Source organism: Dyella sp., from assembly GCF_036384435.1.
Taxonomy (GTDB): domain Bacteria; phylum Pseudomonadota; class Gammaproteobacteria; order Xanthomonadales; family Rhodanobacteraceae; genus GSA-30.
This window is the reverse complement of sequence record NZ_DASVMI010000045.1, coordinates 12,548-33,200: the sequence shown is the minus strand read 5'-3', so window position 1 is coordinate 33,200 and position 20,653 is coordinate 12,548. Positions and strand designations below refer to the sequence as shown.

23 protein-coding genes and 1 tRNA gene are annotated in these 20,653 nt (G+C 62.0%); 7 read left to right on the top strand and 17 right to left on the bottom strand.

Features of this window, described 5'->3' with window-relative positions; translation table 11 throughout:
* The first annotated feature begins 160 nt into the window (after window positions 1-160).
* From VF436_RS04375 to panE, 3 genes are all read left to right on the top strand, one after another.
* A complete protein-coding gene (locus VF436_RS04375; RefSeq protein WP_330902767.1) occupies window positions 161-367 on the top strand; it encodes a hypothetical protein in 207 nt (68 codons plus the stop codon).
* Between the two features lie 236 nt (window positions 368-603).
* The gene (locus VF436_RS04370; RefSeq protein WP_330902766.1) at window positions 604-1,482 is read left to right on the top strand and encodes a LysR substrate-binding domain-containing protein; all 879 of its coding nucleotides are present in this window, start codon (window positions 604-606) and stop codon (window positions 1,480-1,482) included.
* A 410-nt stretch (window positions 1,483-1,892) separates the two neighbouring features.
* The gene (gene panE, locus VF436_RS04365; protein WP_330902765.1) at window positions 1,893-2,816 is read left to right on the top strand and encodes a 2-dehydropantoate 2-reductase; all 924 of its coding nucleotides are present in this window, start codon (window positions 1,893-1,895) and stop codon (window positions 2,814-2,816) included.
* 108 nt (window positions 2,817-2,924) lie between these two features.
* Here panE and VF436_RS04360 read toward each other — a convergent pair whose 3' ends face one another.
* The 5 genes from VF436_RS04360 to VF436_RS04340 form a co-directional block, all read right to left on the bottom strand.
* Complete coding sequence (locus VF436_RS04360) at window positions 2,925-3,254, bottom strand: hypothetical protein (RefSeq protein ID WP_330902764.1); 330 nt, start codon at window positions 3,252-3,254, stop codon at window positions 2,925-2,927.
* A gap of 34 nt (window positions 3,255-3,288) precedes the next feature.
* On the bottom strand, window positions 3,289-4,677 hold the full coding sequence (locus VF436_RS04355; protein WP_330902763.1) for a tryptophan--tRNA ligase: 1,389 nt from the start codon (window positions 4,675-4,677) through the stop codon (window positions 3,289-3,291).
* Window positions 4,678-4,684: 7 nt separating this feature from the next.
* Window positions 4,685-5,614, bottom strand: coding sequence for an arginase (gene rocF / locus VF436_RS04350; protein ID WP_330902762.1), 930 nt, complete (start codon window positions 5,612-5,614; stop codon window positions 4,685-4,687).
* Between the two features lie 97 nt (window positions 5,615-5,711).
* Entirely contained in the window at window positions 5,712-6,170 is a 459-nt protein-coding gene (locus VF436_RS04345) for a rhodanese-like domain-containing protein (RefSeq protein WP_330902761.1), read from the bottom strand.
* Window positions 6,171-6,246: 76 nt separating this feature from the next.
* Entirely contained in the window at window positions 6,247-7,209 is a 963-nt protein-coding gene (locus VF436_RS04340; protein WP_330902760.1) for a patatin-like phospholipase family protein, read from the bottom strand.
* Between the two features lie 193 nt (window positions 7,210-7,402).
* Between VF436_RS04340 and VF436_RS04335 the strand changes: the two genes are divergently transcribed.
* Complete coding sequence (locus tag VF436_RS04335) at window positions 7,403-8,155, top strand: DNA/RNA non-specific endonuclease (protein ID WP_330902759.1); 753 nt, start codon at window positions 7,403-7,405, stop codon at window positions 8,153-8,155.
* Window positions 8,156-8,216: 61 nt separating this feature from the next.
* On the opposite strand, the gene VF436_RS04330 is transcribed toward VF436_RS04335, so the two are convergent.
* The 4 genes from VF436_RS04330 to VF436_RS04315 all read right to left on the bottom strand — a co-directional run bounded on the left by VF436_RS04330 (window position 8,217) and on the right by VF436_RS04315 (window position 10,867).
* Window positions 8,217-8,292, bottom strand: a tRNA-Thr gene (locus VF436_RS04330).
* A gap of 34 nt (window positions 8,293-8,326) precedes the next feature.
* Window positions 8,327-9,112, bottom strand: coding sequence for an SPOR domain-containing protein (locus VF436_RS04325; RefSeq protein ID WP_330902758.1), 786 nt, complete (start codon window positions 9,110-9,112; stop codon window positions 8,327-8,329).
* A gap of 31 nt (window positions 9,113-9,143) precedes the next feature.
* The gene (locus tag VF436_RS04320; RefSeq protein ID WP_330902757.1) at window positions 9,144-9,899 is read right to left on the bottom strand and encodes a type III pantothenate kinase; all 756 of its coding nucleotides are present in this window, start codon (window positions 9,897-9,899) and stop codon (window positions 9,144-9,146) included.
* Window positions 9,896-10,867: a biotin--[acetyl-CoA-carboxylase] ligase gene (locus VF436_RS04315; RefSeq protein WP_330902756.1), complete on the bottom strand. Its 972-nt coding sequence runs from the start codon at window positions 10,865-10,867 to the stop codon at window positions 9,896-9,898. The genes VF436_RS04320 and VF436_RS04315 overlap by 4 nt, the downstream gene beginning before the upstream one ends.
* Window positions 10,868-11,067: 200 nt before the next feature.
* Here VF436_RS04315 and VF436_RS04310 point away from each other — a divergent pair, with 200 nt between their 5' ends.
* Together VF436_RS04310 and VF436_RS04305 are read left to right on the top strand one after the other, a co-directional pair.
* On the top strand, window positions 11,068-11,379 hold the full coding sequence (locus VF436_RS04310) for a hypothetical protein (protein ID WP_330902755.1): 312 nt from the start codon (window positions 11,068-11,070) through the stop codon (window positions 11,377-11,379).
* A gap of 15 nt (window positions 11,380-11,394) precedes the next feature.
* Complete coding sequence (locus tag VF436_RS04305; RefSeq protein ID WP_330902754.1) at window positions 11,395-12,156, top strand: M90 family metallopeptidase; 762 nt, start codon at window positions 11,395-11,397, stop codon at window positions 12,154-12,156.
* A gap of 134 nt (window positions 12,157-12,290) precedes the next feature.
* Here the strand turns inward: VF436_RS04305 and VF436_RS04300 are convergent, their stop codons facing one another.
* The 7 genes from VF436_RS04300 to VF436_RS04270 form a co-directional block, all read right to left on the bottom strand.
* Window positions 12,291-13,724 carry an ATP-binding protein gene (locus VF436_RS04300; RefSeq protein WP_330902752.1) on the bottom strand — a complete coding sequence of 478 codons (1,434 nt, stop codon included), beginning with the start codon at window positions 13,722-13,724 and terminating at the stop codon, window positions 12,291-12,293.
* Window positions 13,672-14,364, bottom strand: a complete 693-nt coding sequence (locus VF436_RS04295) for a response regulator transcription factor (protein WP_330902751.1) — start codon at window positions 14,362-14,364, stop codon at window positions 13,672-13,674. Before VF436_RS04295 ends, VF436_RS04300 begins: the two co-directional genes overlap by 53 nt.
* A complete protein-coding gene (locus tag VF436_RS04290; protein ID WP_330902750.1) occupies window positions 14,364-14,732 on the bottom strand; it encodes a hypothetical protein in 369 nt (122 codons plus the stop codon). The genes VF436_RS04295 and VF436_RS04290 overlap by 1 nt, the downstream gene beginning before the upstream one ends.
* Before the next feature lie 64 nt (window positions 14,733-14,796).
* Window positions 14,797-15,777, bottom strand: a complete 981-nt coding sequence (gene dusA / locus VF436_RS04285; protein WP_330902749.1) for a tRNA dihydrouridine(20/20a) synthase DusA — start codon at window positions 15,775-15,777, stop codon at window positions 14,797-14,799.
* 126 nt (window positions 15,778-15,903) lie between these two features.
* A complete protein-coding gene (locus VF436_RS04280) occupies window positions 15,904-17,139 on the bottom strand; it encodes a DUF418 domain-containing protein (protein ID WP_330902748.1) in 1,236 nt (411 codons plus the stop codon).
* A gap of 104 nt (window positions 17,140-17,243) precedes the next feature.
* Window positions 17,244-18,032 (bottom strand): hypothetical protein, encoded by a 789-nt coding sequence (locus VF436_RS04275; protein WP_330902747.1) that lies wholly within the window; start codon window positions 18,030-18,032, stop codon window positions 17,244-17,246.
* A gap of 62 nt (window positions 18,033-18,094) precedes the next feature.
* Window positions 18,095-18,676, bottom strand: coding sequence for a hypothetical protein (locus VF436_RS04270; protein ID WP_330902746.1), 582 nt, complete (start codon window positions 18,674-18,676; stop codon window positions 18,095-18,097).
* A gap of 372 nt (window positions 18,677-19,048) precedes the next feature.
* On the opposite strand from VF436_RS04270, the gene VF436_RS04265 reads away from it, so the two are divergent.
* On the top strand, window positions 19,049-19,645 hold the full coding sequence (locus tag VF436_RS04265) for a hypothetical protein (RefSeq protein ID WP_330902745.1): 597 nt from the start codon (window positions 19,049-19,051) through the stop codon (window positions 19,643-19,645).
* Between the two features lie 236 nt (window positions 19,646-19,881).
* Here the strand turns inward: VF436_RS04265 and VF436_RS04260 are convergent, their stop codons facing one another.
* Window positions 19,882-20,457, bottom strand: a complete 576-nt coding sequence (locus VF436_RS04260; protein WP_330902744.1) for a VOC family protein — start codon at window positions 20,455-20,457, stop codon at window positions 19,882-19,884.
* Window positions 20,458-20,653 lie beyond the last annotated feature (196 nt).

Here is a 20,653-nt window from a genome sequence, read left to right as displayed (position 1 = left end):
CGAAGTTGCATCCGGGCCAGGGCATGAACCATGAGAAAATCCACTTCTTCGAACTGGTACGAAATTTTGGTCTGAATGTTGATTACTGCAATGAAGTCGACACAAACTGTCTTATAGTTGCGTAAGGGATAACCGCCGCGGTGCCTGCCTGGAGGTAGTCATGCACTGTAGCCTCTTGAGTACGCTGGTCATCGACGGCCAGACCGGCGACCTCAACGAAGCTACCGGGTTCTGGAGCAAGGCACTTGGCAAGACGGTACAAAGCCTCATGAAGATGGCGATGGCAGGCACGCACGTTTGCGCATCAATGCGGATGAATCATCCACCTGTCGCAACAATTCATGCACAAAAGCCGGGGGCGCCTTGAACGCCTTTGCAAGGCGGATCGACAAGGTTGGTAAACGCTGGTGAGTGATTGAGGCACCCAGCGGCCAGCAGTGGTACATCACGCTACAGCATTGCCTACCGTTTGGCCTCCTCGTGACCCCAGGAAATGAATCAACTGGAGTCCCATCAACGCACGCGCTGCGTGGCGTGACAGGGAGAAATGCTCCACTCAGAAAACCATAGCGGCAACACAGGTTGCCCAGGAGATACATTGCCATGAGGTGCCTTCCCCCGTTGATCGCCTTGCGGTTCTTCGAGCAGGCCGCACGCCACCTGAGCTTCAACCAGGCTGCCAGTTCACTGAGCGTTACCCAGGGCGCCGTGAGCCGGCAGATCAAGATCCTGGAGGATGCGCTGGGTGTGCTGCTATTCGAGCGGCGGCACAACGGCGTCGGCCTGACACCTGCTGGCATGACACTACTGGAAAGAGTGGCCGTGGCGTTCGATGCCATTGAACAAGGCGTACGCGCCGTGCACCCGCATGAACAGCGCACGCGACTGACACTGAGCGTACCGCCGACGTTCGCCACCCAATGGCTTTCTCCGCGCATGGATGAACTGACCAGCATTCTGCCAGGCGTGGAGCTATCCATATTGACTCAGCCGTACGAAGCAGCGCACTGCACGATTCGCTTTGGACGTCACGCGAAGCCGGGTCTTGAGTCAAGCCTGTTGATGCTGGAGCAACATGTGCTTGTGTGTTCTCCACGTTGGGCCAATACCTCACTGGAAACTTTGTTCAACACCCTTCCCAACCTGCATGTATTTGACGGCGTCAAGCGACAGGACTTGTGGCCTGCTTGGCTGGATGAAGCGGGTATACAACGCCATGGCGCACCACTAGGCATCGACTTTTCGACCCTGGAGCAATCGATCCATGCTGCTCGCAAGGGCGCAGGCATAGCCTTGGTCGATCGCAACATGATCGCAGAGGAACTGGCGGAAGGGCGACTGGTCTGCCGCTCGCATGTACAGACTCATGGCCCGGACGGCTATTGGTTGGACATCGAACCGAGGCATTCAAACAACCGGGCCGTGCAAGCGTTCGCTGGATGGTTGCGGGCAAGCTTTTCAACACCTGAAGAACATCCATAACCGGCATACGCGCCAGCAGTACGGCAGCGAGCACCCGCCTCGTGCACTGTAAAAACCAAGGTGGTTGGTATCGGCTGACACCAGGGACGCCTCCATCAGGTGATTCATTTCCGTGTACTCATTCATGCGATGGCGCAAGCTTTGGCGCCCCAGGCACGATTGCTTCACCGGGCTGATCAGGGCCCTGTCCGAACTCATCCGTCAGGCATCGCCAGCACGCCGATGCCTGACGGTTTGGGCGAGCCTGCCGTGTCCATTGCACTTTCCCGGAACGAACGAGCATTGATCGCACGCTGCGATGAACGCATGGGGCGGTGAACGGAGACTATCGATAGTCCTTGTCACGCAAAATCATTGCCGACACTGGGCGTTCGCCGCAAAATGGCAGCTCACTTCAGAGGTTGATGCTCATGCGCATTCTCGTGGTCGGTGCCGGTGCTGTCGGTGGGTACTTTGGGGGACGCCTGCTCGAAAAGGGCGAGGACGTGACCTTCCTGGTGCGAGCGGCACGCGCGGAAAAACTGGCACGGGACGGCCTGACCATCCACAGCCCCGCCGCCGGCGATTTCCACCATGACGCGCCGGCCACCGTCACCACGGCCCACGTAAAGCCCGAGTACGATCTGGTGCTGCTCAGTTGCAAGGCGTATGACCTGGAGCAAGCCATCGAGGATATCGCGCCGGCGATCGGGCCGCAGACGACCATCCTGCCGCTGCTCAACGGCATGAAACATCTCCAACACCTGGACGAACGCTTCGGAGCCGAGCGCGTGCTGGGCGGCCAATGCGTGATCGCCGCCACCGTTGACGCCGAAGGCATCGTACGACACCTCAACGCCTCGCACGGTCTGACCTACGGAGAACGTGACGGCAGCGAATCGGCACGTATCGCGGCTATTACCCGTGCAATGGAGGGCGCGAAATTCGACCAGCGCGCCAGTCGCCAGATCCTGCAAGATATGTGGGACAAGTGGGTCTTCTTGGCGACGTTGGCTGGTATGACCTGCCTGATGCGCGCTTCGGTGGGTGATATTGCACGCGCTCCCGGCGGTCGGGAAACCATGCTGGCATTCCTGGAAACGTGCCGGGGCGTCGCGCACGCCGCCGGACATGCTCCGCACGAAGCCGCGATGGCCAGGACACTGGCGATGCTGACCGACGAAAGCTCTTCGCTCACGGCGTCGATGTTGCGCGACCTGGAAGGCGGCAAGGCTGTTGAAGCCGACCACGTCGTGGGTGACATGTTGTCGCGCGTTGCCAATGGCGTGGATGCGACCGTCGTGCGCGCTGCGTATGCGCACCTGAAGGCCTATGAAGCCCGGCGTACTTCGTAAAGGTTTGGCGGCAGTTTCATCGCGCGCCCTCGGCTTGGCGGCCACAGGCGAACCTACCCTGTTGCACCGGGCAGCCTGATCCCCCGGCCGGACCGATTGCCGGCAGCCTCAACGCAAGGAGCGCCGACGCCAGAGGGCCAGCCGCAGCACGGCGCCGAGCACAAGCACGCCAACGCATGCTCCGTAGCCATAAAGTGCTGGCAATACCTGCCGCCAGATCGCACCGCTCTGTGGGCCGAACTGGCCTACCTGCGGCACCTGCACCCCGTCGAAACCTAGCAACGCCGAGCCCACGGCAGCTCCCGCGGCAAGCAGCAGAATCAGCCCATCGAAACCGCGCCGCGCTCCTGTGCGCGGCAGGCTCTTGGGATAGGCCCAATAAAGCCAGCCAAGAATCAGCAACCAGGGCGCAAGCAGCAGAATGGCGAGATAACGCATCGAATCACCCCTGAAACGTCATGCCGCCGTCGCATCACTCCTGCGCGGCGAGTTGGTCCAAGGCTTCGCGCAAGCGCAGCAACCCCTGGTCACGTGCCGATTCGTCGCTGTACTCGGGCGTGTCGCCTACGTGCTCGCCTTCGATCTCGAGCGTCAGGCTCCGCTGCTGCAATTGGCACACTGCAGCAGCCGAGCCGAGTGTCTTGAGGCGCTTCTGCATGATGCCGGCCGATTTGGGATCGGCGTAGGCACGTGACAGCAACAGCTCCTCGCCCTCAGCGGAGAACAGACGGAAACGGAAGCTACCATCGCTATCGCGGAAACTGGCCAGGCGCGGCAATTTGCCCCTCTTCTCCACTTTTTCAGGGACGGGTCCAAAGCTCTCGGCCCCGATCACCTGGACTGTTTTTTCACTTTTACCTGAGCGCAACCCGATCGCATCCCGCAGGCGGGCCACGAGCGGTGCAGCCGTCGCGCGGGCCTTGTGCGCACCGTCCTGCAGAATCTGCTCGATCACCTGCGGCTTGGCCATCAGCTCATCGTAACGCTCGCGCATCGGTGCCACGTCGGCTTCGATACGCTCGTATAGCACCTGCTTGGCTTCGCCCCAACCGATGCCATCTTCCAATGCCTTGCGGAACGCGGCGGTCTCGGCCTCCGAAGCAAACCCTCGAAAGATGGTAAACAACGCGGAGCTCTCCGGGTCTTTCGGCTCGCCCGGCAGGCGCGAATCGGTGACGATGCGCATGATGGTTTCGCGCAACTGCCTGGAGCCGCCCTCGAACAACGGAATGGTGTTGTCGTAGCTCTTGGACATCTTGCGGCCATCCAGGCCAGGCAGCGTGGCGACCTGCTCCTCGATCACCACCTCGGGCAGCACGAAAAAGTCGCCGCCATAGATGTGATTGAAGCGCTGGGCGATGTCGCGAGCCATTTCGATATGCTGGATCTGGTCACGTCCGACGGGGACCTTGTTGGCGTTGAAGGCCAGGATGTCCGCAGCCATCAACACCGGATACATGTACAGGCCAGCCGTTACACCGGCATCGGCGTCCTCACCGGCCTCGGTGTTCTTGTCCACCGCCGCCTTGTACGCATGGGCGCGATTGAGCAGGCCCTTGGCCGTCACGCAGGTCAGAAACCAGGTGAGCTCGGGAATCTCGGGGATGTCCGACTGGCGATAGAACGTGACCCGCTCCGGGTCCAGTCCCGAGGCCAGCCATGTCGCGGCAATCTCCAGTCGCGAGCGTTCGATGCGCGCCGGATTGTCGCTCTTGATCAGGGCGTGGTAGTCCGCCATGAAATAGAAGGCATCCACGTCGGCGCGCTTGCTGGCGGCCACGGCGGGGCGGATAGCTCCCACGTAATTGCCCAGGTGCGGGGTGCCGGTGGTGGTGATGCCGGTCAGTACACGTGTCTGCATGAGATCTTCAGCGCGAGGGGTTGCGAATCAGGGTGGATTTGCCAAACAGCGACTCGACCAGATCCACGGCGAGCTTGGCCGTCTGGTTGCGTTTGTCGAAGGCCGGATTGAGCTCGACGATGTCGAGCGAACCGAGACATCCCGTGTCGGCAATCATCTCCATGCACAACTGAGCCTCACGATAGTTCGGACCGCCCCTCACCGTAGTGCCCACGCCCGGCGCAATGGTCGGGTCGAGAAAATCTACGTCGAAACTCACGTGCAGATGGGTATTCTGGTCGACGCCGGCAAGCGCGTCTTCGAGCGTGCGCTTCATGCCGACCTCGTCGATATGGCGCATGTCGAAAATGCCCACGTTCGCCTCGCGCACCAAGCGCTTTTCGCCTTCATCCACCGAGCGGATACCGATCTGGCGAAACGCCTGCGGCGTGGTCGCCGGCACCTGCCCGCTTAGTTCGACCAGCTCGCGAGGGCCGTTGCCGCACAGGCAGGCCACCGGCATGCCGTGGATATTGCCCGACGGGGTGACCTGCGCGGTATTGAAATCAGCATGCGCATCCAGCCACAACACGCGAAGTTGCTTGCCCTGCTGCCGGCAATGGCGTGCCACGGCGCTGATCGAGCCGATCGCCAGGCAATGGTCGCCGCCGAGCATGACTGGCAGGCGGCCTTCGTCGAGCACGCCGGAGACGGCATCGAAAACCGCACGATTCCACGCCACTACTTCCGGCAGATGGCGATAACCTTCGTGTGGCGGCTGCCACGGGTTGAGCGGGCCCTGCAAATTGCCACGGTCGACCACATCGAGCCCGCGCTTGGCGAGCTTGGCGGCCAGGTTGGCCACCCGCAACGCTTCCGGGCCCATCGACGCACCACGATGTCCTGCGCCGATATCGGTGGGAACACCGATCAGGGAGATTGCCTGCTGCTTACCCATGCTTCCTCATCTTCACTAAATCGAACACGACCGAGACAATCACGCCAAGAAAACCAGCTCCTGGAACACCATGTCCCAGGAGCATCATCTGATCGCATCAGCGATCTGGCGCAGACTTCCGGGCTCCCGTCTCGCGTACCAGGGGCAGATGCTGCCGTTGCCAGCCCTGGACACTGCCCTCGAGCACGCGAACATGGCTGTAACCGATCGATTGCAACAGCGCCTGGGCCTTGGCCGCGCGTATGCCACTTTTGCAATAGACGACGATATCGCTGTCACGCGGCACATCGAGCACACCATGACGCGCGGCCAGTTGTTCCACCGGAATATTCAACGCACCGGCAATATGGCCATCGCGATATTCATCCGGGTGCCGCACGTCCACCAGCAGCGGCGCATGGCCCTGCTGCTGGTCGGATAAAAATTGCCGTGCAGGCAGGGGCTCCGCGGCACCAGCCGATAGCGACGCAGCAAGCCCGATGAGCCACACGCTCGCGACCAGGAAAGCGGAGCTGGTCTTGCGAAGGGCGGTTGGAGGGATGCACTGCGTGTTCATGGGCTGAAAACCTGCTGGAAGCCAAGCTCCCCGGGTGAGCAGCCGAGTTTACAGGAACCCGCTTACCAGCTCTCGCTCAGGCAAAGGTCTCGGCCCAGCCCGCTGTGCCCGCAGGCTGCGCTCCCGCCATCCAGCGGGCATACCAGGCATCGGCCGCCGCCCACCCCTGCGCATGCAATTCGTGCAACCGTTGTGGCCTGGCATCCTGGCCGCCCAGCGTGTCGGCCGGCCCAATGAACTGCAGGTCGAGCCGGCGCAATTGCCGCTCCTGCGCATTGGGCAGCAATTTTTGTGCGGCGCGGCGGTGCGCACGCGCAAGATCGCGTACTTCGCGCAGAAAAGCCGCGCCAAAGGCCTGTTGCATGGACACATCGAGAATATCCCGAGGACGCCGTGGTGTCGCGCCCAGGCTCATCGGCTGCACAAGCACGCACACGATGCGGTCGCCAGCCAGCCCCAACAGGGGATCGAGCGTCGGATTCCCCGCAAAACCTCCGTCCCAGTAGCCCTCACCTTCGATCTCGACGGTGGGATGCAGCATGGGCAGGCAGGCCGAAGCGAGCAAGGCGTCGTGGCTCAGGCGATCGCCATCGAACACCACCAGCGCCGCATCGCGCACGCGGGTTGCCGCCACATACAGGGTGATCGGCGAACGCCGCAGTGCCTGGACGTCGAAGAACTCCTCGACCATTGAACGCAACGGATTGAAGGTCGGCATCACCATCGGCGGACGAATCCAGCTGGCATCGTTCCAAGCTTGCGTGGCCGCTGTCAGCCAATGCGCCATGGCGCCCTGGCGCGCGACGCCTTCCCAGAACTCGCGCAAGGCCACTCGTGCGCCGCGGGGCCCATCGCGATACCAGCCTTGTGCCAGCGCGGCGGCATTCATTGCACCACTACTGGTGCCACTGACGGCGCTGAAGACGATATCTGGCACATCAAGCAGTCGATCCAGGGCGCCCCAGGTAAATGCACCGTGCGCCCCGCCGCCTTGCAGCGCAAGCTTGAGCGACAAGCCATGAGAAGCATCCTGAGCCATGTGCCGATATTCCCTACAAGGCGAATCATCGGTCAACCCGAAATATCTTGCTCGTGACTTGCGTCGTCATGGCATTTGCGTGAACAACGCGAACCGGTTCGCATTTCGAGACATTACAAGCGAGCACTTAACGCTCTTGCAATAGCCAGTCACTAACGTCAGGCAAACCTTCAATCGTGATGGGGATATCACCATGTTGCGTGTACGTCAGTGGCTGTTCGCAGCCAGCTTCTTCGTGTGCGGTGCTTCGCTGGCCAGCACCGCCTGTCCGAATTTCTTTGTCAATGGCAGCAATCCCAGCATTGACGCTTCGCTGACCACGCGCACGACCGAGGTCTGTCACACCGAGTATGTTCTGCTCGCCTCGGGCGTCACCAAGGGCCCCTTGTATTCGGCCCAGCACATCACCGCCGCGCAGGTCGCCGGCGCAGACTCGATCAGCCGCACCGGTTCGTTCCACCAGGAGACCGCGATTCCTGCGGCCGATCGTTCGCAGACCTCCGATTACACCAATAGCGGTTTTGATCGCGGCCACATGACACCGGCTGGCGACGAATCGACAATCGATTCGGAGAAGGAATCCTTCTCGATGGCCAACATCGTGCCGCAGGACCACAAGCTCAACACGGGCGAGTGGGCCAAGATCGAGGCCAAGGTGCGCGACCTGGCGACCAACCTGGGCGAAGTCTACGTCGTGACCGGCCCAGCCTTCGATCCGGACAATACGCCGACCATCGGCAAGGATCAGGTCGCCGTGCCCCAATACACCTGGAAAGCGGTTTACGAGCCGGGTAAGGGGGCCGCCGCCTATCTGTGCCAGAACGACGACAGCATCACTTGCGACGTGGTCTCGCTCAATGACATCAAGACGCTCTCGGGTGTCGATCCGTTCCCCGCACTAAGCAGCTCCGACCACGCCAACCCGATCAGCCTGCCACTGCCCTGAAGCCAGGGGACAAGCAGCGAGCGCAAAAAAGCCCGCTGAAAAGCGGGCTTTTTTGCTTACATGGTGCCGGCACCCGGATTCGAACTGGGGACCTACCGCTTACAAGGCGGTTGCTCTACCAACTGAGCTATGCCGGCGTTGGCCCGCTAGTCTAACGCGTCCGGGCCACGATCAGAAACAGCCCGTGCTGTGCGAGCCCACATTCTGGTTACGAATGCGACTACGCCAGTCGAAATGTGCGTTGTCGGCCACGGCCAGGTCCAGCCAGTATTCGGGCACGGTTTCCGTGCGCTCGGTCATCTGCGCGGAAAAGCCTGCCGCAACCACTTCATCGCGACGCTTGCGTGCATTGGCCGGGTCCTTGAACAGGCCCAGCGAGACCGTATTGGGCTGGTCGCCGGAATTGCTGCCGACGACGAAGTAATCCTTGATGTTGGCCGCACTGAGCTTGCGGGCCTGGGCCAGGGCCTGGTCGCGGCTCGGGCTGGCCGGCAGATACACCCACCACCCACGCGACTGCGTGGTCTGTTCCTGGCGCGAACGCGTGCGCACGCTCAGGTTGACCAGGGCACTGCGCGCGTTGCGCATGTCCAGTGGCGTACTGAAGGGGCCAATGGCGATACAGGTGTAGACATGTGAATTGGGGTTGGCATTGGCACGCGCCGAGGCCGCGGTCGCGACCGTGGGGGCCTGCGGCGTGCTGGCCGATGCGGGTGCCGATGCGACCGGGGATGGCATGGGTGCCACGGAACTGGCGGTTACCGCACCAGCCGGCGCTGTGCCCGCACCAGCCGGCGCTGTGCCCGCGCCAGCCGGCCGTTCGGAAAGCAGGTGCAACGAAGGCGTGTCCGGATCGGTGGCGCTACGCTGGTGGGTGTCGTCCTGACCCAGCCACAGCCACGCACCGACAGCGATATTGAGGGCAATCAGCAGGACAAAAAGCAGACGCAGCACCATCGTTGACCCTGGCAACCTTGGCCCATCAATTCTAGGGAGCGGGCATCGTAGTCGAATGCGCGTCCGCCCACACGGCCAGCCCGCGCAGCACGCTATCTTCCGTCAGCTTGCTCGGCATGGCCAGCAACGGCTGCAAGGCTGCCGCATCGCCGCCGCCCAACACCACGCGGGGCGAGCCCCCAAGGTTCGGCGACTGGCGTGACACAAAGCGCTCGATAAGCGCCACTGCCGCCTGCCAACAGCCCGAGGCTACGGCATCGGCGGTGTTATCAGCCGCATCCAGGATCTGCCCTGGCTCGGGCCGCACGCGTGCCGTCGCGCCCCACAGCGATTGCTGCATCAACTGCGGCCCTGGGGCGATCAGTCCTCCCAGGTGCCGCCCTTGGGCGTCCAGCGCGTCCAGTGTCAACGCGGTGCCTACGCCCACCAGTACACACGGTGCATCCCCTTCGTGCCATGCGCAGACCATCGCCAGGAATCGGTCCACGCCCAATCGTTCGGGTTCGGCATACGCACTAAGTACGCCACACCCCTGGGCTGGCGTGCGTAGCCAAGAGACCTGACGGCCACACACGGATTGGGCAATGGCCGCCACCCGTACCTCACGCGCAGCGTCCACCACCGAGGCACCAAGCACTTGTGCCACGGCTCCCAAGCCACCCCACATGGCCGACAGCACGGTCTCGATGTCGTCATGCCAGGCCACGGCGCCACGTGCGCGCATGGCCTCACCGTCACGCAGGGCCCATTTCAGGCGCGTATTGCCCAGATCCAGCAGAAGCTTCATGCGCGTCGCACCGAAACATCCGCGCTGTCGATACGCCGCAGCCCCTGAGTGGTCTCCAGCAATAGCGCGCCACGCGCATCGACACCGGCGCCGATGCCCTCGATATCACCCAGCGCTCCCGTCAATTGCAGGCGCTTGCCACGGAGCACGTCATGGCGACGGTAGTCATCGACGCAACCGGCAAAACCCTCGCGCTCGAACGCTCGCAGCCCTTGCGTCAGCTCGTCTATCAGGGCTGCGGCCAGGGCATTGCGATCGGGCGCGATCCCCCCGGCTAGCCGTCCCAGGTCATCGCTAGGTTGCCCAGCCTGTTCACGCAAGGCTTCGGTCAGGCGCAGGTTGAGGCCAATGCCGATCACAGCCGCGCACGGCCCCTGGTATTCCCCGTTGAGCTCCACCAGGATGCCGCCGAGCTTGCCCTCATCACTGAGCAGGTCATTAGGCCACTTCAGGCCGGCGCCGGCCACGCCCACGCGTTCGAGGGCTCGCAGCACGATCACGCCCAACGCAAGCGACAAGCCCGAAAGCGCGGCAAACCCCGCATCGAAACGCTTCAGGCAGGACACATACAGATTCAAGCCCGGCGGCGATAGCCAGGCGCGACCACGCCGGCCTCGTCCCGCGCTCTGGGTTTCGGCCAGCACCACGCTCATATCCGGTGCCTGCGCAATGCGCCGTTGCAGCTCGGTAGAAGTAGAGTCGAGCTCCCAATGCACCTCCAGGCACCCCAGCTGCTCGCGGGTCCCGGCAGGCAGGGAGGCCTCGATGGCAGCGGCATCGAGCATCTGCAAGGGCCAGGGCAGCCGATAACCGGCCGCGCCCCGCGCTTCGATGGGCACACCTCGGGAACGCAGGACCTCGATCTGCTTCCAGACCGCAGCACGCGTCACGCCCGCGCCCTCGGCCAGGGCCGAGCCCGAAATGGCTTCGCCACCGGCCAGGGCGGCCAGAATGTCACGCGGCTGCATCAGGAACCATCGCCCGGGCAGCAGGAAGATACGAAGGGCAGACCCAGCAAAAGGCCCGCGGAAGCGTTGGAGAAATCTGGCATGACACAAATTCTAGCCTGTGGCGCCTGTTAGCGTGCCTGCTCGGTGGGCACTGGAATCTGCGTGAAGATTCTGCGAGCATCCAGGACTTGGATTATGGGCTGAGGGGTTGGCTCGCCATGCGTGCCAGGCAATTCCTGCAATTCATAGGAGCACTTTCCCTGAGTATCGCCAGCATGCAAGCGGCGATGGCTCTGGATGTCGACACCCAGGATTCGAGCACCCTGCCGCACGCGTCGGCTGACAGCTCGTCATCCAAGAATGGCGGTAGCGACATGCTGGGTGCTCGCGACTGCCCTTCTTCGTCAGGCAGCAGCGCGACGCCATCCAATGACGGTACCGCGCACAGCGGCGGCGATAGCGGAGGCCCGAGCTCCTCGCACCGCGTGAACCTGGGCTGGCAATCGCTGCTCCCCGGGTCCATCCAGTAACGGTCATCCGAGTTCATGGCGTGGTGGCGACAGCTCTGGTCGCGCTTCGATCCCCCGCCCATTCCCGATAGCCACTGGCGCCGCGCCCTGTCGGCCTGTCCGCTTGCACGTCGCCTCGATGAGGCACGCCAGCAGCGTCTGCGTGCGATGACGGGCCGGTTCCTCGCGCGCAAGCGCTTCCACGCGCTGGCAGGCGCCGATCTGGATGACCGATTGCAAATGCTCATCGCCATGCAGGCCTGCCTGCCGGCGCTGCAAGCCGGTGCCCGCTCGCTGCGCGGCTGGCGCGAAATCCTGGTCTACCCGGGCGAGTTCAAGGTCCGCCGCAGCCACCACGACGAACACAGCGGCGTGGTGAGCGACATTGATGACGTACTGATTGGCGAAGCCTGGGAGCGCGGCCCGCTCGTGCTCTCGCTCGCCGATGTGCAACTGGACCTGGAACAACCCTGGGATGGCTACAACGTCGTCGTCCATGAGATTGCCCACAAACTGGACATGCTCGATGGCCCTGCCGACGGCGTGCCGCCCCTGCCCGATAGCATTCCCAGGCGGCGCTGGATCAGCACCTTCCAGCGTGCCTACGACAATCTGGTCGCCGACGTCGCACGTGGCCGACATACCCTGATTGACCCGTATGCAGCTGAAAGCCCGGACGAATATTTCGCCGTGGTGAGCGAGCTGCATTGGTCGCAACCCTCGGTGCTGCGCCAGGCGGAGGCCGGCATCGCCGACCTGCTTCGGGCGTATTACGGGCCTTCGCCTGCACCGGGATAGGTGCCTCGGAGACGGAAGACACGCAGCGAGGGCGCAAGTCCGAGACCTTGCCGCCCCCTGCCCGCCCGCAGATCGTTATCGTGCGTCGTGGCTTCGGGGCGCCGCATGACGGGTGCCCGGTCGCCTGCCCATCATCAATTCGAAGGCAATCGCACGCTGAAACGGGCGCCACCGAATTCCGGAGAACGATCGACGACCAGTTCACCCTGGTAGGCGCGAATGATGTCCTGCACGATGGACAGGCCGATGCCATGGCCCTGCACCCGCTCATCACCGCGCACGCCGCGCTGCAATACTTTTTCCACGTTGTCGCTGCCAATGCCCGGACCGTCGTCTTCCACGCTCAACCAAAGGTCGGGGCGCTGGCGCCCGGCCTGCGGTTGCAGACGCGCGACCAGCAGCACGCGGTGGGAGGCCCATTTGAACGCGTTCTCCAGCAGGTTGCCCATCAGCTCGAGCAGGTCGCCCTGCTCGCCATAGAACACCGCGCCATCATCGATGTCGAACTCGCATAGCACGTTCTTGGCGGCATAGACCTTCTCGAGGCTCTGCACCAGGTCCTCGGCATGCTCGGCGATCGACACGGCGGTGGTCGCGAAGGTCTGTCGGCCGGATGTCGCCGCGCGCGCGAGTTGGTAGGCCACCAGTTCGTCCATACGGCGCACCTGATCAAGCACGTCCGTACGAAAGGGCGTGCTATCGGTAGCCAGTTCAAGCCGGGAGCGAATCACCGCCAGCGGGGTCTTCAGGCTGTGCGCAAGGTCGGCCAGGGTGTGGCGATAACGCGTACGCTGCTCGCGTTCGCTGTCGATGAAGGCATTGATGCGCTCGGTCAGGCCCGTGAGCTCCTGCGGGTACTGGTTGTCCAGGTGCTCGGACTCGCCACGCTCGACCCGGCTCATTTCGTTGGCCACCTTGCGCAGCGGCGTCAGGCTCCAGCGCAACAGCAGCAACTGAAGCAGGATCAGCATGACGCCCAGCGAGGATAGCCAGAACACCAGGCTGCGACGCGCCTCGGCATTCTGTCCCTCAACCACGTCCTCGGTTTGCGCGACCATCACGGTCATGGGCACCGACTTGCGCTCGGTCAGATCCCAGGTCACACCATAGGCGTAATAGTAAAGGCGGCCCATACGCGTATCGACCGGGCCGAATTCGCTTTCGCCAGGCTGCAACGGCTTGAGGAACGAAAAATCCCGGCCCAACGCCGACGGCGATTCCAGACGCGTGCCATTCTCGCCCAGCACGACGGCATACAGGCCCGAGCCCGGTCGGGAAAAGCTCTGGTCCGGCGGCGTATCGGGCATGAATATCTTGCCCGAGCGATTGACCTCCAGCCCGGCCAGGTAAGCCGTGACGAAGTTATCCAGGCGTTCCTGCTGATCCTTCAGCGCGCTATCGGCATTGGTACGCGACAGCGTCAGCCCGACCACGCCCAGGAAGGCGGCGAGCACCAGACCGGTCGCCAGTGCCGCGCGCGCCGCCAGCGAAAACGGGCGGCGCGGCGGATCCTGATCACTCGTCGTCGCTTTCGCTTCGGGGGATGGCAAAGCGGTATCCGCGTCCACGTACCGTCTCGATGGGCTTGAGGGTCCCTTCCGGGTCCAGCTTCCTGCGCAAACGGCCGATGAAGACCTCCAGCACGTTCGAATCGCGGTCGAAATCCTGCTGGTAGATATGCTCGGTCAGGTCGGCCTTGGAGACCAGTTCGCCGGCATGCAGCATCAGGTATTCGAGCACCTTGTACTCGTAGCTGGTCAGGTCGACCAACTTGCCTTCCACCGAAACCGTCTGTGCGGTGGTGTCCAGCTTGATCGGCCCGCAGGCCAGCACCGGCTTGGACCAGCCACTGGCACGGCGCACCAGGGCATTGATGCGGGCCAGCAGCTCCTCGACGTGGAACGGCTTGACCAGGTAGTCGTCGGCACCGTGCTTGAGGCCTTCGACCTTGTCCTGCCAGCTGCCACGCGCCGTGAGGATCAGGATCGGGTATCGCTGGCCGGCCTCACGCAAGGCCTTGACCAGGTCCATGCCGGACATCTTGGGCAGGCCCAAGTCGATGATCGCCAGGTCGAAGGGCACCTCACGACCCAGATACATGCCCTCTTCGCCGTCCTGAGCGGCATCGACGGCAAAGCCGTCGCGCTTGAGGCGCGCGGCGAGCGTCTCTCGCAGGGGCGCCTCGTCCTCCACCAAAAGGATGCGCATCAGTGTTTCTCCTTGTTGCCATCGCCGGTTACGGCGGGGGTTTTGGTTGAATCGGCTTCCGTCGGCGCGGGCGGCTTGGCTGCATCGGAGTAGATCGAAACCACTCGGATATGGCCATTGGGGGTCAGGACGCGGATCCGATGCTCGAAAGCGTTCTTGCCCCGCCGCTGCGTGCCGATGGTGCTGGCCGACAGCACTTTGCCGCCGGATTGCTGTTGGACCTGGGTGATCGCCTGCTCCAGCGTCAGGGCCGGCTCGGCGGCCTGCGCAGCCACCGCCGGACCTGCGGCGGCAGCCCACAGCACTACTGCCAGCAGGAGCCGGACAATGCGCCAGGGCGATGGAGCGTGGTTCGATGCGACGATCATGGGACACATGGTCGTTCAGCTTGGGCAATAGGGGCTGAATAAAATGTCTAATTTGGCTTGAAGATCACGCGACGGCGCGTTTAAGACCCATCGCCTGCTCAATAAGTGACCAATCCGCCCCTGGCAGGTGAGCTCCCTCGCTGAGCCGTCGGCGGAATCCCCTGGCCCCCGGCTCGCCCTGGTAAAGCCCCAGGATGTGCCGAGTGATGTGCTTGAGCGCCGTTCCACGCGCCAACTCGGCCTCGACGTAGGGCCGCATCCGCAGCAGCACCTCATCCCGGGCAGGCAGGGGCTCGCCATACAGGACAGCCTCCACCTTCGCCAGCACATAGGGGTCATGGTAGGCCGCACGCCCCAGCATCACCCCATCGACGTGCTCAAGATGTTCCAGGACCGCCTCCACGCCGGTAATGCCGCCATTGATCACGACGGTCAGCCCGGGAAACTCATGTTTCAAGCGATAGACCCTGTCGTAATCCAGTGGCGGGATCTCCCGATTTTCCTTTGGACTCAAGCCTTGCAACCACGCCTTGCGCGCATGGACCACCAGGATGGTCACCCCTGCCGCGATCATGGTCTCGGTGAAATGCTGCAGGTCGGCGTACTCGTCCTGGTCGTCCACGCCGATACGGCACTTGACCGTCACCGGCACGTCCACCGCGTCGCGCATGGCACGCACGCAGTCGCCCACCAGGTCCGGCTCGCGCATCAAGCACGCACCGAACTTGCCCGATTGCACCCGATCCGACGGGCAGCCCACGTTGAGGTTGATCTCGTCATACCCGGCCACCGCCCCCAGCCGCGCCGCCTCCGCCAGCTCACGCGGATCGCTGCCCCCCAGTTGCAAGGCCACCGGATGCTCCTGCTGGCTGTGCTCAAGCAACCGCAACTGCCGCCCACGCACCAGCGCCGCGCTGGTCACCATCTCCGTGTAGAGACGGGCACGCGGGGAAAGCAGCCGGTGGAAGTAACGGCAATGACGATCGGTCCAGTCCATCATAGGTGCGACCGAGACGCGGAAGTCATTTCGATTGATGATATGCATGGCAAATATTCTACCTGCATGCTCAAGGCGGGGAAGTTATGTCGCTCGCCTACGGCGTTGCGCAATGTCCGCTATGGGTCGAAAGCGGACATATGCGCCCGCCTGGCCGTCGAACAACTACGCAGGCTATCCCGCAGCCGATGCGTTCCTGATTCGCCAAGGTTGGCGAACTCCATACATAAGCGTTCGCCACAGCCACTCCATGGGGCCGAATCGGAACCGCCTAAGCCACCAGTGACTGAGAAAGATTTGGCCCACGTAAACCGCAATGCCGATGAGCATCGCTTGAGATGAACTTAGACGGCCAAACTGACCCAATCCGTATCCGAAAAATATCCAGCCGAAAACCAACGACTGTGTCAGGTAGTTGCTGAAGGCCATACGGCCTACGGGGCCAAACAAAGCCAGCACACGATCTGCCCTGGTGAACGTATAAAGGGCAATGCAGGTGGCCCCATAGCCGATGGCGAGCACGACCGATTCTAAAGTGCCCACAGCGGCGACAGCCGGCGCCAAGACCCGCCAGGGAGACCCCGCGCCAGGTGTCTCCAGAAAGTTCATACTTAGGCCAAGGACAACGCCAAGCACTGCGGCGCCAACGAGCAGATGGCGATGTCTTTCAGGATCGCGAAGCAGGCCGCTACGCCACGCAAACGCGCCAAGCAGGAACAACCCGAAGGTCCGCGGGGCCACCAACACATGCAGCGGAAAAAAACGCGTTATCTCGGCCATGTTGAAGCGGACCACCTCGGCCCATGTTCCGCCCGAATAGACCGACGTAGCCAGGCGGACGTATTGCTCAAGTTCCGCTTCGTTTGGCCCAAGGAAACCATCCGGAATCCAGGACGGCATGGCTGCATAAAACAGCAGCGCCACGACACAGACGCCGACGAGAACTCGGTTCGACACAAAGAAGAACGGTAGGGCGACCAGCCCGACCAGCGCGTACTCCGTGAGTATGTCTCCATTCCAGATAAAGCACATATGCAGAATGCCGAAACCAAGCAGGATGAGGAGTCGCCTGACTAGCAAAGACAGCCGCTTTTTGTTGGCCGCGAGGTGTTCGAACTGGATGGCCATCCCAACACCGAACAATAGGGAGAATAGAGCAAACGCCTTCATTTCCAGGCCCATGCTGACAATCGCATCGACGACATGGTCCAGGCGAGACTCCACGGTGGTCGTTGAAAGAAACTGCTGAAAAATTGAAACGCGAAACTCCATGATGAGATTGACCGAGAGCACGCCAAAGAGCGCCAGGCCCCGTAGCACGTCGATTGCGACGATGCGGCGGTCTGGGCGCATGGGCAGCGCGGAGTTCTGTCGCGAGGCCTCGCCGGAAGATGAGACGACCGTGTCCATCGCTACCCCTGCTGAAATGGTGGTCAGACAATAATGTCTGCTATGGGTCGGAAGTAGCCATTTTGCCTGCCTCGACGCACCTAAACCGGGGATGGCGCTCGCATTCAACCTCCGTACTCATAGCCATTACTGTAGTTGATGAGCTGGCGGGTCTTCGGCGCGACTTGCCAGAGCGACATCTTCTTTCCGCAATCTTTTGTCACGATCGCATCGGGCAGTGAGCCAGCCGTGCGCTGGACGAAGGCTGCAGGATGCGCTTCAAGTTCCCCGCCATAGTTCAGGCCGTTCCCGTTCTTCACATACAGCAGCGTAGCCGTGGTCGCGCAACTTTCCTCTTCATTCGAGTCGAGCACCTGGCGTCCGGCGATCAGGTAGTAGACAGTGCCACTCCCTGCAATGTCGATGGCGCTCATTCTGGCTGCTGGCTGCACGCTACTGCCTGCGCTGCCGGGCTCTTCCAAGGCTTTTCGAAGCGCCGTCATTTCCCCTGCGGAGACAACACGTTCCTTATAGCTTTGGTTCGGAAAAGCTGTCGCCGAAAGCAGCACGGGCGGCGACATCACCCCATCCATAGGCGGCTTCACCGCCGGTGCCAACCAAAGAAGGAGAACCCCTGCCTCGACCACGACCTTGTAACAGGTCCTCGGCTTGGGCTCGCCGTAAATCCACAAAGATCCCTGTTTGAGGCAAGCCATGTGGATGGCCTCAGCGCCTTTGGCCGGAAGCGTGATGTTGTGACCATCCGTGGCTGGCGAACTGCCTCCCTCGACGCCACCAATGGCCGCCGATGGAACCAGCGAATAGCCGCTGGGGTAGTCGTCAGCCAGAGTGGCGACAGCGGGGAGCAATAATGCGGCGGCAAGCAGGGGCCGCGACAGGAAGCTAAGCTTCATTGGGGGACACCGGTGATTAATGTTTCGACAACGTCTCGATTGTCGAGACTTCTCCATCACGATCAACGATAGTGTGCCGCAACGAAGACTTCGCCCATAGTGAGGGCGGTCGATCCGTCGACCGTTGGGTCAATCGGCTGGACTGCCGTGCCATTTCGCCAAAGCTGCCTGGAGCGCCGCGGCAGGTGCTGCTGGTCTACGTCTTTCGACCAGATCGGCAGGAACCTCCGTAGCGGGCTACCGGGCGGAGACTGCCCGAAATAGAAATGGATGATCTCGCCGACGGTAGTGTTCGTGAGCGGGTCGACCCAGCACCCCCCCTCGTCGCACGAATGAACACGACAGGCGCTCAGGGCCACGTAGCGCTCGTCAACAACACCCGTAGCGGCAGTGTAGGTCGTGTCCTCGACGGCGCTGAACAGTGCTGGTGTCGTGCCCGGACGACTTATCAATCCCAGGTACAGCCGCGCAGCCGGCACACGGCTTTGCAGGAAAGCTTCGTATAGCGGTCGCAGACTGAGTTGTTGCGGCGGCTGATGGCTGGCTTCCTGTTTTATACATACCCTGACGTCATGGGCCGATACTCTGGCTATCCGCCACCGCAACCTGCGGATTCCGATCTGACCGAACACCAATTCCGGCATCCACTGAACATCACGCTGGTGCTGACCATGGGTATCAGGGGCGCTTGCGCGCTATATTCTGGAAAGGTCCACTATCGACCCAAAGCGGCCACCTGGCCACAGTACTTAATAAGGGGAAAGCACATGAAAGAGTCAAGGACGTATGGGCTTATGGTGGTGGCTTTGATCTGTGCTATCGCGGCAGCTATTACTGCTTATCGCGGCCCGACCCACTTTGAGGACCATGGTGTTTTTGCTGCTCTCACTGCCGTAGTCTTGACAGCCAAGGTGCTGGTCGATTGGCGCAGCCGGCGCTAAGCGCTTGGGAGCCAAATTAACGGCACGTCCGCTTTCGGCCCATAGCGGACCTTACTTTCAACACAGGAAGACTGAATGAGCAACGCGAGGTCCAATCGATTACTGATGCGGCTTCCCCTCTGCGCGGCTTGGATGCTGCTCGGCTGCTCGATTCATGCGCAGGACTACTTCGGACACACATTGCCGGGGACGATGTGCCGCGCGGGCGAAACCGTGTTGTTCGCGTGCACTCTGGAGCGCGCCAAGAAAATTGCGGTATGCGCACGATCAGCCGGAGGTTCGCCCTTTGGCGATATTCGATATCGATTTGGCTCGGATGCCCGTACCGAGCTCGAATTCCCGGCCACCTATCAGTCGCCCGCTACATATGCCTCGGGTGCCACCATGGGGGACGGTGGGCGAGGAGTTCTAACATTCCTTAGCTTGAGACGGCGAGATATGACCTATTCGGTTTACAGCATGGTGGTCAATCCAACGTATCAACAGGATGAAGCTTCCGAGAGCGAAGGTGTGCTCGTGGAGCGATCGGGAAAGGTTCTGGCGAACATTCACTGCGATCCGAACGTCGGCTCGAACGCTGGCATGCTCGCCGATAAGAGGCTTTTTGGCGTTGCCGTGCCTTTGGCGAATCAACCACTATCCATCTTTCCCCGCTTCCAGCCGTCACCTTGACCCCATTTGCGATAAGCAGCGCGTAGGCTTTCGAACGTTGAAGGCGGGTGGCTATACGATCGCTTTCGACCCGCAGCAGACCTAAGCCAAGAGCAATGAAAGGGCCTTGTGCCGGTTCAAAACCAACCTCCTGACAACGTGATACCAAATCGGCCTCGGCACGGCCATCGGACGAGAATACGTACTGGCGATAAAGCGATAGGACCGACTTAAGTCCAAGCTTTCTCTTGCGCGATTCACTCCGACTCCGACGGCTGGCTGAAATGCATCACGCCCCAGCCATGGCCGTCCAGGTCGATGAAGCTGTGCGAATACATGAAGCCGAGATCTTCCGGTTCGTCGTAGGTCGAGCCACCTGCGGCGAGCGCCTTGGCCACCAGGCCATCGACTTCCTCGCGGCTGTCGCACCGGAGGGAAAACAATGCCTCGACAGCTTTGCTCGTATCGCAGACGGCCTTGGGGGTGAAATCCCGAAACTTGGCCTGTGTCAGCAGCATCACGGAAATCGTGTCGTTGAGGACGATGCATGCGCCCTCGTCGTTGCTGAACTGCGGGTCGTACGTAAAGCCCAGCGCAGTGAAGAAAGCCAACGATCTGGGCAGGTCGGCCACGGGCAGGCTGATGAACATTTGATTGACCATGCATTCGTCCTCATAGGCTGCGGTTTGCCTCGACGCATACTCCCCGGAATGAAACGGAAGACCTTGAATATCCTCTGTTCTCACACCGGCTGGGACGAAGTCTGCCGGCTGACGCGCGCTCCGTCCATCCCAAGAGCATAGCAGGCAGTGGGCGGCGCGCCTGGCAGACATGACGCTTCGATGTAATGGTGCCTGCCTGTTTCAAAGGCCGTCTTCGCAAGCCCGCGCGACGATGCCATCAGCACGCACGAGCATCACACTTCAATACGCACCAGCATCCATCGCAGCCTCCGAATATGGAGCATCGCTGCAGGCGATTGCCCATCCGCGGTAGCTAAGCATTACCTGCTCAATTGACAAGCACGCC